This window comes from Rhizobium sp. TAL182 (assembly GCF_002117725.1).
Lineage (GTDB): Bacteria > Pseudomonadota > Alphaproteobacteria > Rhizobiales > Rhizobiaceae > Rhizobium > Rhizobium esperanzae.
In genome coordinates, this window is sequence record NZ_CP021024.1 from 3,846,768 (window position 1) to 3,861,565 (window position 14,798).

14 protein-coding genes are annotated in these 14,798 nt (G+C 61.4%); 9 read left to right on the forward strand and 5 right to left on the reverse strand.

Annotated features, from left to right (window positions below; translation table 11 throughout):
* From Tal182_RS19290 to Tal182_RS19300, 3 genes are all read right to left on the reverse strand, one after another.
* A complete protein-coding gene (locus Tal182_RS19290; protein ID WP_064804891.1) occupies positions 1–633 on the reverse strand; it encodes a LysE family translocator in 633 nt (210 codons plus the stop codon).
* Between the two features lie 127 nt (positions 634–760).
* Positions 761–2,200, reverse strand: a complete 1,440-nt coding sequence (gene pyk / locus Tal182_RS19295) for a pyruvate kinase (protein WP_085860437.1) — start codon at positions 2,198–2,200, stop codon at positions 761–763.
* Positions 2,200–2,685, reverse strand: a complete 486-nt coding sequence (locus Tal182_RS19300; protein ID WP_011426762.1) for a DUF1036 domain-containing protein — start codon at positions 2,683–2,685, stop codon at positions 2,200–2,202. Before Tal182_RS19300 ends, pyk begins: the two co-directional genes overlap by 1 nt.
* Positions 2,686–2,885: 200 nt before the next feature.
* On the opposite strand from Tal182_RS19300, the gene Tal182_RS19305 reads away from it, so the two are divergent.
* The 3 genes from Tal182_RS19305 (at position 2,886) to Tal182_RS19315 (ending at position 4,361) form a co-directional block, all read left to right on the forward strand.
* A complete protein-coding gene (locus tag Tal182_RS19305; RefSeq protein WP_064804895.1) occupies positions 2,886–3,674 on the forward strand; it encodes an N-formylglutamate amidohydrolase in 789 nt (262 codons plus the stop codon).
* Positions 3,675–3,700: 26 nt separating this feature from the next.
* Positions 3,701–4,006, forward strand: a complete 306-nt coding sequence (locus tag Tal182_RS19310) for a DUF1244 domain-containing protein (protein WP_085860438.1) — start codon at positions 3,701–3,703, stop codon at positions 4,004–4,006.
* Positions 4,007–4,097: 91 nt separating this feature from the next.
* Positions 4,098–4,361, forward strand: a complete 264-nt coding sequence (locus tag Tal182_RS19315; RefSeq protein WP_008533181.1) for a DUF2312 domain-containing protein — start codon at positions 4,098–4,100, stop codon at positions 4,359–4,361.
* Positions 4,362–4,524: 163 nt separating this feature from the next.
* Here the strand turns inward: Tal182_RS19315 and Tal182_RS19320 are convergent, their stop codons facing one another.
* Together Tal182_RS19320 and Tal182_RS19325 are read right to left on the reverse strand one after the other, a co-directional pair.
* A complete protein-coding gene (locus Tal182_RS19320; RefSeq protein ID WP_085860439.1) occupies positions 4,525–6,381 on the reverse strand; it encodes a DUF882 domain-containing protein in 1,857 nt (618 codons plus the stop codon).
* Positions 6,382–6,559: 178 nt separating this feature from the next.
* Positions 6,560–8,101, reverse strand: coding sequence for a sigma-54 dependent transcriptional regulator (locus Tal182_RS19325; RefSeq protein WP_064804901.1), 1,542 nt, complete (start codon positions 8,099–8,101; stop codon positions 6,560–6,562).
* 207 nt (positions 8,102–8,308) lie between these two features.
* On the opposite strand from Tal182_RS19325, the gene Tal182_RS19330 reads away from it, so the two are divergent.
* From Tal182_RS19330 to Tal182_RS32790, 6 genes are all read left to right on the forward strand, one after another.
* On the forward strand, positions 8,309–10,165 hold the full coding sequence (locus tag Tal182_RS19330) for a M3 family oligoendopeptidase (RefSeq protein ID WP_085860440.1): 1,857 nt from the start codon (positions 8,309–8,311) through the stop codon (positions 10,163–10,165).
* 215 nt (positions 10,166–10,380) lie between these two features.
* Positions 10,381–11,568, forward strand: a complete 1,188-nt coding sequence (locus Tal182_RS19335; protein WP_085860441.1) for an aminodeoxychorismate synthase component I — start codon at positions 10,381–10,383, stop codon at positions 11,566–11,568.
* A complete protein-coding gene (locus Tal182_RS19340) occupies positions 11,565–12,194 on the forward strand; it encodes an aminotransferase class IV family protein (RefSeq protein ID WP_085860992.1) in 630 nt (209 codons plus the stop codon). The genes Tal182_RS19335 and Tal182_RS19340 overlap by 4 nt, the downstream gene beginning before the upstream one ends.
* Positions 12,195–12,196: 2 nt before the next feature.
* Complete coding sequence (locus Tal182_RS19345; protein ID WP_085860442.1) at positions 12,197–12,481, forward strand: YciI family protein; 285 nt, start codon at positions 12,197–12,199, stop codon at positions 12,479–12,481.
* A 189-nt stretch (positions 12,482–12,670) separates the two neighbouring features.
* A complete protein-coding gene (locus tag Tal182_RS19350; RefSeq protein WP_064804907.1) occupies positions 12,671–14,122 on the forward strand; it encodes a homospermidine synthase in 1,452 nt (483 codons plus the stop codon).
* Between the two features lie 174 nt (positions 14,123–14,296).
* Positions 14,297–14,671, forward strand: coding sequence for a hypothetical protein (locus Tal182_RS32790; RefSeq protein WP_082240334.1), 375 nt, complete (start codon positions 14,297–14,299; stop codon positions 14,669–14,671).
* The last annotated feature ends 127 nt before the right edge of the window (positions 14,672–14,798 follow it).

Below are 14,798 nucleotides of genomic sequence, written 5' to 3' on the forward strand. Positions count from 1 at the left end.
TCAGGCCGTTGCCCGGCGGTAGAAGGCAAGCGACCCGGCAAGGGCGAGCAGCGCGCCGCCGCAGGCCCGTTCCAGCCACAAGGCGCCTGACGTTTTCAGGAAACGGACCGCCTGCGAGCCGAAGAAGGCGTAGCCGAACATGATGATGAAATCGAGCGCAGCGAAGACGAGGGCGAGCAGCATATACTGCGCCGTCTGCGGCTGGGCGGGATCGATGAACTGCGGCAGAAAGGCGGAGAAGAAGAGATAGCCCTTCGGGTTCGTCGCCGCGACCATGAAACTCTTCAGCCCGATCGAAAAGGACGATCTCATGGCCGCCTCATCGGATTTCAGTGCCGCATCGATCGCGCCCTTCGAACTCAAGAGCATGATGCCGAGAAAGGCGAGATAGGCAGCCCCCGCCCATTTCAGCATCGAGAACCAGAATTCCGATGCCGCAAGCAGCGCGCCGAGTCCGACAGCCACAGCGCCGATCAGAACGAAATCCGAAAGTACCGCGCCGACCATGCCGGCGATCGCGCGGCGCAGCCCATGCCGAGAACCATTTGTCAACGCCAGCAGCACTGTCGGCCCCGGGGTCGCGATACCGACGAAGGAAACGGCCGCAAAAGCCAAAAGAGTGACGACATCCATGGTGATCCCTCCAAATCCGGAGATCGAGACTTGCATGCGCCGCAACCCTTGGCAATGCCTCGTCACATGAACGAAAAAAGCCCGCCGCCTTTCTCAGGCAGCGGGCTTCATCACGGATGCGATCGGATCAGATGCCGCTCTGGCCGTCCGAACCGATATAGGCGATGCGAAGCATGTTGGTGGCGCCGGGCGTGCCGAGCGGCACGCCGGCCGAGATGATGATGCGATCGCCCGGCTTGCCGAACCCTTCGTCGGCAACGATGCGGCAGGCGCGGTTGACCATGTCGTCGAGATCGGTCGCATCATGGGTGACGACGCAATGCAAGCCCCAGACGACGGCAAGCCGGCGCGCCGTCTTGATGATCGGCGACAATGCCAGGATCGGCACCTGCGGGCGCTCGCGCGACGCGCGAAGACCCGTCGTGCCGGAAGAGGTGTAGCAGACGATCGCCGACAGCTTCAGCGTCTCGGCGATCTGACGGGCGGCAAGCGAGATCGCATCGGCGCCGGTCGCTTCCGGCTGGGCGCGCTGGGCATAGATGATGCCGGGATAATGCGGCTCGCGCTCGATGGCCGTGGCAATCGAGGCCATGGTCGAGACGGCTTCGACCGGATAGTCGCCGGAGGCCGATTCGGCCGACAGCATGACGGCATCGGCCCCTTCGAAGACGGCGGTCGCGACGTCCGAGACTTCAGCGCGTGTCGGCACCGGCGCGGAGATCATCGATTCCAGCATCTGCGTGGCCACGACCACCGGCTTGCCCGAACGGCGGCAGGCGCGGATCAGCTGCTTCTGGATACCGGGAACCGATTCGAGCGGCATTTCGACGCCGAGATCGCCGCGGGCGACCATCAAGGCGTCGGAAAGCTCGATGATCTCCTCGATACGCTCGAGAGCCTGCGGTTTCTCGATCTTCGACATCAGGCCGACGCGGCCGCGGGCGATCTTGCGCACCTCGGCAAGGTCGTCTGGACGCTGGACGAAGGAAAGCGCCACCCAGTCGACATCGTCGGTGGCGAGCACGGCGTCGAGATCGGAACGGTCCTTGTCGGTCAGCGCACCGACGCCAAGCAGCGTGTCGGGAAGGCTGACACCCTTGCGATCGGAAATACGTGTGCCGGAGATCACCGTCGTGACGATGCTCTTGCCGTCGCACTTGTCGGCGCGCAGGCAGAGCTTGCCGTCGTCGATCAGCAGGCGGTGGCCGGGCTGCACCGATTCCAGGATCTCGGGATGCGGCAGATAGACGCGGTTCTGGTCGCCGAGCGCTTCATTGTTGTCGAGCGTGAAGGTCTGGCCGGGTTTCAGGTCGACCTTGCTGTCGGTAAACTTGCCGACGCGCAGCTTCGGTCCCTGCAGATCGGCGAGAATGCCAATCGGCCGGCCTGAGCGCGCCTCGACCGAGCGGATGCGCTGGATGAGCGTTCGCATCAGGTCGTGGCTCGCATGGCTCATATTGATGCGGAAGACGTCGGCACCGGCTTGGTGCAGCTTCTCGATCATCGATTCCTCGGCGGAGGCGGGCCCGAGGGTGGCGAGGATTTTAATTTTGCGATTACGCTTCATCAATTCTGACTTTCTTGCGTCCCTGGGGTGTCGGAGAGTTGAACCATCCAGCTGCCTTGGCGGCCCGTGTCATATTCCTTGAATCCCATCTTCTGGTAACCCCGGGCATAACAATCCTGCACACCCGAGATCTTGAATTCGTTTTCCGCCACGCACATCTGCACGTCCCCCGTCCACCGTCCTCCCCGGGCGGCGTCCTCTGCGTAGAGGTAATAATAGCGCGACTGCAATTCTCCCTCGATCAGCGTGGCGCAGGTCGTTGCCGGCACCTGCCACCAGCCCTCCGTGATCCAGCCGTCCTTGGCCCTGTATCCGATTGCCACCCCAACCAGATTTTGCGTTCCGTTGCAGACGCGAAAATCGGCGCGTGCGGCATCTGCGATGAAGAACGGCATGGCGGCTGCAAGAGCAAACAGGGCGAGTCGGACCAGCGGTCCGGACCGCGTGAGGAAACTTGGCGCGGCTTGAATCAACACGGCTCCCAAATAGCTCCACGGTTATTCATGTCCGTGTCTTCTTGCGCCGCCCTCATCCGAAAGTCAACGCAATGCTAATCGATTATATTCCCTTTCATAACTGCCAGCGGAGGCTCATATCCGCTCTCTTCGCCTGTCGCGCTTGAACCGGTCGCGGGCGCATGCAATCACTGGGCGCGACTGCGCAACGGCCAACGGCAAATTCCTTCATGGACGACTTTCAATCCTTCGAAATCCTACCTGGAAAACATGACAAAGGCATGGTGATCCTCGCCGATCACGCGATGAACCGCCTTCCCGCCCGGTATGAAAGGCTCGGCCTGCCCGAGTCTGCCTTTGCCCGCCACATCGCCTACGATATCGGCATCGAAGGCCTGACGCGACAGCTTTCGGCGAGGCTCGGCATACCGGCAGTGCTCGGCGGTTTCTCGCGCCTGCTGATCGACCCGAACCGCGGGGAGGATGACCCGACGCTGATCATGAAGATCTCGGACGGCGCCGTCATATCAGGCAATCACCCGATCACGCCGCAGGAATGGAATTACCGGATCGAAGCCTTTCATCGCCCCTACCACGATGCCGTCGCAGGCACGATCGACACGGTGGCAAATAGCACCGGCAAGGCACCGCTGGTGCTGTCGCTGCATTCTTTCACGCCGGCGTGGAAGAGCATTCCCCGACCCTGGCACGCCGCCGTTCTTTGGGACAGCGACCGGCGCGCCGTCGGCCCGCTGATCGACAAGCTGCGCGCCGATCCCGATCTCGTCGTCGGCGACAACGAACCCTATGACGGCGCTCTGAAGGGCGATACCATGTACCGCCATTGCATGGTGACAGGCATCCCGCATGCCCTGCTCGAAGTGCGTCAGGATTTGATCGCGGATGAAGCCGGCATATCGGCATGGGCGGAGCGCCTGGCGCCGATTTTTACAGCGATGAATGCCGATCCGGGCCTGCACGAATACGACGTCCATCCGTCGCGCACCGGCCCCTACTGACGCCCACGGAATGAAAGGAGAGCGAGATGACCGCGCTCAGCAAGGAACAACAGACCGAATTCGAAGCCGCCGCCTTCCGTCGTCTGGTCGCGCATCTTCGTAACCGCAGTGACGTCCAGAACATCGATCTGATGAACCTGGCCGGCTTCTGCCGCAACTGCCTGTCGAACTGGTACCGCGAGGCCGCCGAGGCGGAGGGCGTTCCGGTCAGCCGGGACGAATCGCGCGAGATCATCTACGGCATGCCCTATGAGGACTGGAAGAACCTCCACCAGAAGGAGGCCTCACCTGTGCAAAAGGCGGCATTTGAGCTGAACAAGCCACACAAATAGTCCGCTTGGCCTTTAACAGGCTTGACCGTGACGCCGCTTCGCGGCAGTCACGTGCATCCCGAATTGATCACCGAAAAATCAGGAGAACACGATGTCTGATGCTCATGGCGTCGCCCGCGATCAGCTTCGCGCTTTCATCGAGCGCATTGAACGGCTGGAAGAAGAAAAGAAGACCATCGCCGACGACATCAAGGACGTCTATGGCGAAGCCAAGGGAATGGGCTTCGATACCAAGATCCTGAAGAAGGTCGTGGCGCTGCGCAAGAAGGACGAGCAGGAGCGCATGGAGGAGGAAGCAATCCTCGACACCTATCTGCACGCACTCGGCATGATCGAGGCGCCGCCGGAAGGCTGATTCGGCAACATCGCTGCTTTCGAAAAGCCGTCGGATCTTCCGGCGGCTTTTCTTTTACGCCGGATCCTGCTGGCCGTCCAACTGACTGTCCAACCGCTCAAACAGTCAGAAGAAAAACTGCCGGATCACTCCGGCGGTTTTCGGTCTGACGAGATCGGCAGGCTCAGTTCGTGTTGAACTTGCGCACTTCCATGAAGTTAACGGCCGTGCCGCTGAAGCGGGCCGGGTCAACCGAGGCGGTCTTGACGTTGAAGCCCTCGGCATAGACAGCGGTCGGTTGGGCGCGCATCGTCTGGCTGACGAAGCGCGGCGCCTTGACCTGCTTGGACGCCATTTCGAGACGGGCATTGGTCAGCGCCCACTGCGAGATCATCTTCTGCGTCAGCTTCGGCTCGGTACGCACTGTCGTGCGGCTGGCATCGGCTGCTGCGGCTTCCTTCTGCGTCGGGCGCCCGCCCTTGACCGGAAGGGGCTGCGGCGCGGGGCTCTCGGCAGCCGGGGCGTCGAAAGCGTCACCGAAGCTCGCCGATTTCGTCGCCGGCGTCAAGGCAGCGAGCTGCAATGACGGCTTTTCGGCGGCCGCCTTTTGCGGCATCGCGGCGGCGATTGCCTGCTCTACGCTCATTTGAGGCTCATGCGAGGCGACTTGGCTTTCCGTATCCTTGTTCTGCTGTTCGAGCGCGTCGGCGATGGCAGGAGACAGGCCGCCATCCTGATCGGCCTCGTCTGCCTCCGCTTCCGGATCGGCATCCGCCGCCGCAAGCAGATTTTCGGCAACGGCAGGGCGCTCGACCGGAGTGGGAACCGGCATTCCGTTCTGCATATTCGGATCGACCGACGCGACCTCGGCGTCACCCGGCGCGCGGCGCTGGCCGAGAAGCGAGGGAACGGGAATGCTGTAGGCGCTGAGATCGGCGAATTGCTGCGGCTGGGCCTGATCGGCCGGAAGCGCCGCGGCAAGGGCCTGCTGCGCGGCGTTACCCGAAGACGGCGCCACCAGTGCGCTGGCCATTTCGCTGCCGGCCGGCTGGTTGCTGAAGGCCGGGCGAACCTGCGGCACCGGCGCGTTCAGGGCTGCGACCTCGGCCTGCTGCGGTTCGGCCGGAGCAGGTTCGGCCGGAGCAGGCTCGGCCTTCGGCGGCGTTGCCTTGGCGACGGCGATCGGGGCCGAATCGTCGGTATCGTCTTCCTGCTCGTCCGCGCCGCCGCCGAAGAGCGCCGCAAACAGCGTCTTGTGCTTCGGCGCCGATTCGGAAGCGCTGGCGATCTCGATCTGCGTGCCACTGACGCGGCGCTTGTAGTCGGCCATCGCCTGCTGATAGCCCGGCAGCGGCTTACCGTCGGCGGGGATATGGATGGTATTGCCGTTCGGGAAAAGTCGGACGAGCTCGTCGCGGCTCATGCGCGGCCAGGCGCGAACGCCGCCGACATCCATGTGCACGAAGGGCGAACCTGATTTCGGATAGAAGCCGACGCCGCCGATCTGCATCTTCATGCCGATGGCCCTGAGCGTCGCAAGCTTGACGTCGGGAATGAAGAAGTCCATCGCCTTGCCGAGCATGTGCTGGCTCTTTTCGGCGACGCCTGAATTGCGCGAGCGCCCGCGCAGCATCTCGTTGGTCGCCGGCGAGCGGAAGCCGCAGACGACATTGATGTAGTCCCGTGAACCGCTCTGGCGATAGACTTCCCAGATGAGGTCGAACAGGCGTGGATCCATCTTCGTCGGCTGGTTCTTGCGCCAGTCACGGAGGAAGCGGTTCAGCTGCTCCAGCCCCTTGGGGTCGAACTTGCCGTTACGCTTATAGGTGATGACGGCCTTTTCGCCGGTATGGATGAAATAGAGCTTGAGGCTGCGGGTTTCCCCCGCGGCCTCGGAAGGCGTACTAACGAATACCGGCGAGGAAACCGCAAGCGCAAGAAGGGCGGCCGCCGCCGTCCTCACTGCCTTTCCGCAGATGTCGGCGCACAAAGAACGCCAGCTCAAGCGCGAAGGCTTGGAAATCCCATTCAGATTCGGCAACTCGATCCCCGTCAGACAGACAATGTCCCGTACTGTCTCAGATGACTGTCAAATGCGGTCACACGATGGCAAAAATGCCACACATGATCAACCTTTTCTTTACATAGTGAACGAGCCACTAACAAGTGGTTTATGATCAGTAACAAATCGTGGTTGCCTGAGTCTTAATAAATAGGGCTTAAGCCGCATCTTTCTGGGGATTATCGGGGTCTATGCCGTAATCTTTGAGTTTGCGATAAAGTGTGGATCGTCCGATGCCAAGCTTGCGTGCCACTTGACTCATCTGTCCACGATAGAATTTGAGCGCGAATCGGATGAGCTCCTCCTCGACATCGGCAAGCTTGCGCACGTCGCCTGAGGGGTTGACGCTGGCGATTGCATTATCGGAGGCCTCGGACAGGCGGTGATGGTGAACCTCCGGCGGCGTGCGGTATTCTTCGCTATATGCCTCGTCCGGGTCGAGGCCGGTATTGTCGGCCACGAGCGCCAGGTGATCCACCACTTCATATTCCGGAAGCTGGGCGGCGATCTGCGGGAAATCCGCCTCCGTCAGCTCCGGCCCTTCGGCGAGAACGACCGCACGGAAGATCGCGTTTTCGAGCTGGCGGATGTTGCCCGGCCAGTCATAGGCGGTCAGCAGCGCCAGCGTGCCTGAATTCACCGTCATGCGGCGGCCGTTCTTCTGTTCGCTGGAGAAGCGGTCGGTGAAGACGCGCACCAGATGCGGGATGTCTTCCTTGCGCTTGCGCAGCGCCGGAATGGTAATCGGGAAGACGTTGAGGCGATAATAGAGATCCTCGCGGAAATGGCCGTTCTTGACCTCTTCGATCAGATCCTTGTTGGTCGCCGAGATCAGCCGGACATTGACCTTATGCGCGGTGCGCGCGCCGACCGTCTCGATCTCGCCCTGCTGCACGGCGCGCAGCAGCTTCACCTGCACTTCGAGCGGCAGGTCGCCGATCTCATCCAGGAAGATGGTGCCGCCGTCGGCTTCCATGAATTTGCCGATGTGACGTTCGGTCGCGCCAGTGAAGGCGCCCTTCTCATGGCCGAAGAGAATGCTTTCGACGAGGTTATGCGGGATCGCCCCGCAATTGACGGTGACGAACGGCTTGTTGGAGCGGTCGCCGCCGGACTGGATGGCGCGCGCCACCAACTCCTTGCCGACGCCGGATTCGCCTTCGAGCACGACAGGGATGTTGGATTGCGCCGCCCGCTGGGCGAGGTCGATGACACGGATCATCGCCGGGCTGGCCGAAACGATGTCGTCGAAACCGACGGAGCCCGAGCGCGACCGGCGTCCGGCCCGCGCCTTCACCTCACGCTGATCGAGCTTCATGGCGTTCGAGATCGAGGTAGCGATGCGTTCGGGCGAAACCGGCTTGACGACGAAATCGAAGGCGCCGGCGCGCATCGCCTGCACGACGGTCTCGATGCCGCCTTGACCCGTCTGCACGATAACGGGGATCTGCGTGCCGAATTCGTGCAGTGCATCGAGGAATTCGAGGCCGGTCATCTCCGGCATCATCAGGTCGAGCACGATGACGTTGAAAAGGGTGCTGTCGCGCTTGACCATTTCCAGGCCGATCCGGCCGTTTTCCGCCTGGTGCACGACATGGCCGTGACGCTCGATTGCGTTCTTGAGCAGACGGCGCTGCACCGGGTCGTCCTCGACCACGAGGATTTGCCCTGCTCCTTTGAGCTCATTGTAACCGGTCATTGTCGCTCCACTTCATGCGAAACCATGAAGCGCACTCTGGCAGAAAGGCTTGAACATCCAGTTTTGAGAAATAATTGCATTTTAACGATTACGATGGGCCGATTTCGTGCCGAAGCGAGGCCTTTTATGCGCCGAAAGCCCCTTGATGCGGGGCCTTCTCGCGCTTATTCAAACAGACCTGAGATAAAGTGGAGAGGAATTGTGCCCATGAAAATCGAGCCCCTGCACGCCGGCTTTTTTTTCTCGCCAGCAGCGCCAGCCGGGGCGGCGGCCGATCCGGCGCTCGGCGACCTGCCGGTCTGGAAGCTGCAGGATCTTTATCCCTCCGCCACGTCGACCGCCTTCGTCGCCGACATGGAAAAGGCAGGCAAGGCCGCGATCGCTTTCGAAGAAAAGTGGAAGGGCAAACTCGCCGAAGCGGCAGCGAAGACCGGCACCGAAGGCATCGGCGCGGCGCTGAAGGAATATGAGGCGCTTGACGATATCATGGGCCGCCTCGCCTCCTTTGCCGGCCTCACTTATTTCTCCGACACCACCAATCCGGCAAACGGCAAGCTCTACGGCGACGTCCAGGCCAAGATCACCGAATTCTCCGGCCATCTCCTGTTCTTCGCGCTCGAGCTGAACCGGATCGACGACGCCGTCATCGACGCTTGCATGGCCAAGGATCCCGATGCCGGCCATTATCGCCCCTGGCTGATCGACCTCAGGAAAGATAAGCCCTATCAGCTCGATGACAGGCTGGAGCAGCTCTTCCTCGAGAAGTCGATGACATCGGCCTCCGCCTTCAATCGCCTCTTCGACGAAACCATGGCGGAACTTCGCTATGAGATCGATGGCGAGAAAGTGCCGCTCGAGGTGGCGCTGAACATGCTGCAGGAGAAGGATCCCGACGTGCGCCGCAAGGCGGCCATGGCGCTTGCCGAAACCTTCAGGGCGAATATCCGCATCTTCACGCTGATCACCAATACGCTTGCCAAGGACAAGGATATCTCCGACCGCTGGCGCGGCTTCGAGGATATCGCCGATTCCAGGCATCTGGCAAACCGTGTCGAGCGAGAGGTTGTCGACGCCTTGGCCGCCGCCGTCCGGGAAGCCTATCCGCGCCTTTCGCACCGCTATTATAAAATGAAGGCGAAATGGCTCGGCATGGAGCAGATGAATTTCTGGGACCGCAACGCGCCCCTTCCGGAAACGTCGAGCACCGTGATCTCCTGGTCGGACGCGAAGGACACGGTGCTCTCGGCTTACGGCAATTTCGCCCCCGAGATGGCCGATATCGCCAGCCGCTTCTTCGACGAGCAATGGATCGATGCCCCGGTTCGCCCAGGCAAGGCGCCTGGCGCCTTCGCACATCCGACGGTTCCCTCGGCTCACCCCTACGTGCTCGTCAATTATATGGGCAAGCCGCGCGATGTCATGACGCTTGCCCACGAACTCGGCCACGGCGTCCATCAGGTTCTCGCCGGCGCGCAGGGCGCGCTGATGTGCCAGACGCCGCTGACACTTGCCGAAACCGCATCAGTCTTCGGCGAGATGCTGACCTTCCGCGCGCTCCTGGAAAAGACCACCGACAGACGCGAGCGCAAGGCGATGCTTGCCCAGAAGGTCGAGGACATGATCAACACGGTCGTGCGCCAGATCGCCTTCTACGAATTCGAGCGCAAGCTGCACACCGCCCGCAAGGCTGGCGAACTCACCGCCGACGACATCGGCGAGCTCTGGCTCTCCGTCCAGTCGGAAAGCCTCGGGCCGGCGATCAATATCTCAGAAGGCTACGAGACCTATTGGGCCTATATCCCCCACTTCATCCATTCGCCCTTCTATGTCTACGCCTATGCCTTCGGCGATTGCCTGGTCAATTCGCTCTATGCCGTCTACCAGAAGGCCCGGAAGGGCTTCCAGGAGAAGTATTTCGAACTGCTGAAGGCCGGCGGCACCAAGCATCACTCCGAACTCTTGAAGCCTTTCGGCCTCGACGCCACCAATCCGTCGTTCTGGAGCCAGGGCCTGTCGATGATCGAGGGCCTGATCGATGAGCTGGAAGCGTTAGATAAAGCGTGAATTCTCGTCGCCAGGAGCGGAGAGGCGGCAACGAGTCCCTTCTCCCCACAGGGGAGAAGGTGCCGGCAGGCGGATGAGGGGACGACATAGCAGAACCCGTCCTTCGCATATGCTCAGGACGTCGCTTCGCTCCTCCCCCTCATCTGCCTTTCGGGCATCTTCTCCCCCGTGGGGAGAAGAGAAAATACCTCGCCCTACCAATCGCATCTTGAGTGATGAGAAGCAGAACAAACCGAAAGCGTTGCGTGGCCGATCAACCCTATATCCTCTTCCGCGACGACGCGACCGGCCAAGTGATGCTTTTCGCCGAGCCGGCTGAGATCATCATTGCCCGGACGCGCAGCGAATTCTTCGCCGGCCTCGCCCGTATGGAAGAGGCCAGGGCCGACGGAAAATGGCTTGCCGGTTACATGGCCTACGAGGCCGGATATCTCTTCGAGGAAAAACTCGCGTCCTTTGCCGCAGAAGGTCGGGAAACGCCGCTCCTCTGTTTCGGCGTCTTCGACGCACCGCAGCCGGACACGCATCCACTTGCGCAGCCGAAACAGCGTCTCGAAAACGAGGAATTCCTCACCGCCCCGAAGGCGGCCTGGGATTTCCCTATATATAAAGAGCGTTTCGACCGCCTTTACCAGCACCTGCGGCTCGGCGACGCCTATCAGGCGAACCTCACCATGCCGATCGAAGCCCGCTGGAGCGGCGATCCCCGTGCCGCCTTCTGGTCGCTGATCGAACGCCAGCCGGTGAAATATGGCGCACTGGTCGATCTCGGCGGTCCGGTCATCCTGTCGCGTTCACCCGAACTCTTCTTCCGCACAGATGAACAGGGCTGGATCGAAACCCATCCGATGAAAGGCACGGCAAAGCGCGGCGCTACTGCCGCCGAGGATGCCGAAATCATCGCGGCCATGCGGGCTGATATCAAGACGCAGGCGGAAAACCGCATGATCGTCGATCTCCTGCGCAACGATATCTCCCGCATCACCGAGGTCGGCACGCTCGATGTCCCGAAGCTCTTCGACGTCGAGACCTATCCGACCGTCCACCAGATGGTGAGCCATGTGCAGGCCAGACTTCGATCCGACCTATCGATCCGCGACATATTTGCCGCCCTCTTCCCCTGCGGGTCGATCACCGGCGCCCCGAAGATACGGGCGATGGAAATCCTGCACGCCCTCGAGGATGACCCACGCGACGCCTATTGTGGGGCGATCGGCATGATCTCGCCGACCGGCGCCATGCGTTTTTCCGTCGCCATCCGCACCGTCACGCTTTTCGGCGGTGGCAGGGCGGTCTTCAATGTCGGCGGCGGCATCGTCTTCGATTCCACCGCCGAAGCCGAATATGAGGAATGCCTGCTCAAGGCCCGCTTTGCCGTGGGCGACCAATGGATCGCGCGATGACCGATTTCTCGCTGATCGAGACGTTGCGCTGGCAGCCCGGCGAAGGCTTCATCCGTCTGCGCCTGCATCTGGCCCGGCTTTCCCGCTCCGCCCGTCGCCTCGGTTTTCCGCAGCCGGTCGAAGCGGCTGCCAAGCTCGAGGACGGCGTTGCACGCTCTACCGGTCCGCTGCGCATCCGACTGACCTTCGACGCGCAGGGCCGCATCGAGGTAACGAGCGCGGCTTTCGTGCCGCTGGCGCCGGAGACTGTCTGGACGGTCCGCATCGCCGAGACCCGCCTCGTTTCCACCGACAGGCTGCTGCGCCACAAGACCACGCGCCGCGCCGTCTACGAGACGGCGCGCGCCGAATATGGGCCCGACGAGGCCGATGAAGTCATCCTGTTGAACGAGCGCGGCGAAGTCTGCGAGGGCACCATCACCTCCGTCTTCCTGGATGACGGGACGGGTATGCTGCGCACTCCGCCGATCTCCTGCGGCCTGCTTGCTGGCGTGCTGCGCACCGAGCTCATTTGCGCGCGCAAGGCTCGCGTCGGCCATGTGACACTTGCCGATCTCGATGCCGGCACGCTTTATGTCGGCAACTCGCTACGCGGACTGATCCGCGCAAACCTCCTCAGGAATTGATCATGTTCATTCTCTCCCTCACCTATCGCAAATCCAATGACGAAGCCGACAGGCACATGGAGCCGCATATGGCCTGGGTGAAGGAGGGCTACGCCAAGGGCTGGTTCCTCGCCTCCGGCCGCAAGGTGCCGCGCACCGGCGGCGCGATCCTCGCCATCGGCGACCGCGCCGAAATCGAGGCGTATGTCGCCGCCGATCCCTTCACCCTCCATGGCGTCGCCGAATACGACATCACCGAGCTTGCGGTGACGACGACGGTCGAAGGGCTGGAAATCCTGAAACGCTGATTTTGGCAGAGGCGGGTGGATGATCCGTCGCCTGCCGGCCTCACCCGCCCGATATTTGACCTTTCCCGGTCAACACTCTTTATTGTGACGCCGTTTTGTGGTTAGAGCCGGTCACCTCGCAATTTCTGCGGCAATTTCAAAAGAATTCTTCAGGCTGATCGCCTTCGTCCCCTTCCACAGGAGAAAAGAATGACGGACAAGAACCACCCGGTATATGCCGAAATTACCGGTCCGATCGTAATGATCGGCTTTGGCTCCATCGGCCGCGGCACCCTGCCGCTGATCGAGCGCCACTTCAAATTCGACAAAAGCCGGATGGTCGTCATCGACCCGCGTGAAGAACCCTCCGACATGGAGATCCTGAAGAAACACGGCGTTCGCCACATTCAGGAATATGTCACCAAGGACAATTACAAGGAGCTGCTGAAGCCCCTGCTGACGAAAGGCGAAGGCCAGGGTTTCTGCGTCAACCTCTCGGTCGACACCTCCTCGCTCGACATCATCAAGCTCTGCCGCAAGCTCGACGTTCTCTATATCGATACGGTCGTCGAGCCCTGGCTCGGCTTCTATTTCGACAAGGGCATGAGCAATGCCGACCGCACCAACTATGCGCTGCGCGAGACGGTGCGCAAGGAAAAGGCGAAAAACCCCGGCGGCGCCACCGCCGTCTCGACCTGCGGCGCCAACCCGGGCATGGTCTCCTGGTTCGTGAAGCAGGCGCTCGTCAACCTCGCCCATGATACCGGCGTTAAATTCGACGAACCGGACCAGCACGATCGCGAAGGCTGGGCCAAGCTGATGAAGAAGGTCGGCGTCAAGGGCGTCCACATCGCCGAGCGCGACACCCAGCGCACCAAGCATCCGAAGCCGCTCAACGTCTTCTGGAACACCTGGTCCGTCGAAGGCTTCATCTCCGAAGGCATGCAGCCGGCCGAACTCGGCTGGGGCACGCACGAGCAGTGGATGCCGAAGAACGCCAAGAAGCACAAGAAGGGCAACAAGGCGGCGATCTACCTGGAGCAGCCGGGCGCCAACACCCGCGTGCGCACCTGGTGCCCGACCCCCGGCCCGCAATATGGCTTCCTCGTCACCCACAACGAGTCGATCTCGATCGCCGATTATTTCACGGTCCGCGACAAGGAGGGCGAAGTCACCTTCCGTCCGACCTGCCACTATGCCTACCATCCGGCCAACGACGCCGTGCTCTCGCTGCATGAGATGTTCGGCAACGGCGGCACCCCGCAGCCGGTCCACCACGTACTTGACGAGGACGAGCTCGAGGACGGCATCGACGAACTCGGCGTCCTGCTCTACGGTCATGAGAAGAATGCCTACTGGTATGGTTCGCGCCTGTCGCTGGAAGAAACCCGCCGCATCGCGCCCTACCAGAACGCCACCGGCTTGCAGGTGACCTCCGCCGTTCTCGCCGGCATGGTCTGGGCGCTGGAAAATCCGAAGGCCGGCATCGTCGAGGCCGACGAGATCGATTACAAGCGCTGCCTCGAAGTGCAGATGCCCTATCTCGGCCCGGTCGAAGGCCACTACACCGACTGGACGCCGCTCGACGGACGTCCTGGCCTCTTCCCCGAGGATATCGACACCAAGGATCCCTGGCAGTTCAGGAACGTCCTCGTTCGCTGAAAATCGTCCTCACAGGATTTTGACAATGCCCGCCGCAAGGCGGGCATTTTTGTAACGCTGGCTGTATAAATGCCGCCCCCCGCTGCTCCAAGCCTTGCCATCATGGCGGACGCACGCCATGTTTTGCGCGAACTTGGCGGGTGACCGCCACGCCGATTCGCCGGGAGAAGCCTTATGAAAATCAGAACTGGTCTCGTTCTTGTCGGTGCAGCGGCCACTCTTGCCGCCTGCGTTTCATCAGGACCGCAACAGCGACCGATCGCAGTCGCGCCGCCTGCAACAAATTCTGTTGAAGGCGAATGGACGGATGCCAATGGCTTGACCTCCGCCTTCACGAATGGACAATTCGTAACCCGCACCAGCGACGGAACGAACACGCAGATGGCGTCGGGAACATATACAACCACCCCCGACGGAATCATTCAGATAAACCTTTACTCGAATGTTAAGCGGACGACTTCCCTTGTTAATTGCGCCTTGAGCGGCACGAGTCAGCTGAATTGTACGACTGCAACGAATTCGCAGTTCACGCTTACACGTCGTTTGTAATGCTTCAATATGGCCCTGCGAAAGCTCCCACTCGGGAGCTTTTTTGTTTTGCGGCCTCTTGGAAAGCGCCGCTGCAAACCCAGCTTCCCTCTTGCGGCCATGCGTCGTTTGTTGAAACATCGGCTCG

Bases quoted from the DNA above. Each gene is read 5' to 3' on its own strand.
- Tal182_RS19340 (WP_085860992.1), top strand. From the start codon at position 11,565: ATGACCGATTTCTCGCTGATCGAGACGTTGCGCTGGCAGCCCGGCGAA.
- Tal182_RS19315 (WP_008533181.1), top strand. From the start codon at position 4,098: ATGTCTGATGCTCATGGCGTCGCCCGCGATCAGCTTCGCGCTTTCATC.
- Tal182_RS32790 (WP_082240334.1), top strand. From the start codon at position 14,297: ATGAAAATCAGAACTGGTCTCGTTCTTGTCGGTGCAGCGGCCACTCTT.
- Tal182_RS19290 (WP_064804891.1), bottom strand. From the start codon at position 633: ATGGATGTCGTCACTCTTTTGGCTTTTGCGGCCGTTTCCTTCGTCGGT.
- Tal182_RS19330 (WP_085860440.1), top strand. From the start codon at position 8,309: ATGAAAATCGAGCCCCTGCACGCCGGCTTTTTTTTCTCGCCAGCAGCG.
- Tal182_RS19325 (WP_064804901.1), bottom strand. From the start codon at position 8,101: ATGACCGGTTACAATGAGCTCAAAGGAGCAGGGCAAATCCTCGTGGTC.
- Tal182_RS19345 (WP_085860442.1), top strand. From the start codon at position 12,197: ATGTTCATTCTCTCCCTCACCTATCGCAAATCCAATGACGAAGCCGAC.
- Tal182_RS19310 (WP_085860438.1), top strand. From the start codon at position 3,701: ATGACCGCGCTCAGCAAGGAACAACAGACCGAATTCGAAGCCGCCGCC.
- pyk (WP_085860437.1), bottom strand. From the start codon at position 2,200: ATGAAGCGTAATCGCAAAATTAAAATCCTCGCCACCCTCGGGCCCGCC.
- Tal182_RS19350 (WP_064804907.1), top strand. From the start codon at position 12,671: ATGACGGACAAGAACCACCCGGTATATGCCGAAATTACCGGTCCGATC.
- Tal182_RS19335 (WP_085860441.1), top strand. From the start codon at position 10,381: ATGAGAAGCAGAACAAACCGAAAGCGTTGCGTGGCCGATCAACCCTAT.
- Tal182_RS19305 (WP_064804895.1), top strand. From the start codon at position 2,886: ATGGACGACTTTCAATCCTTCGAAATCCTACCTGGAAAACATGACAAA.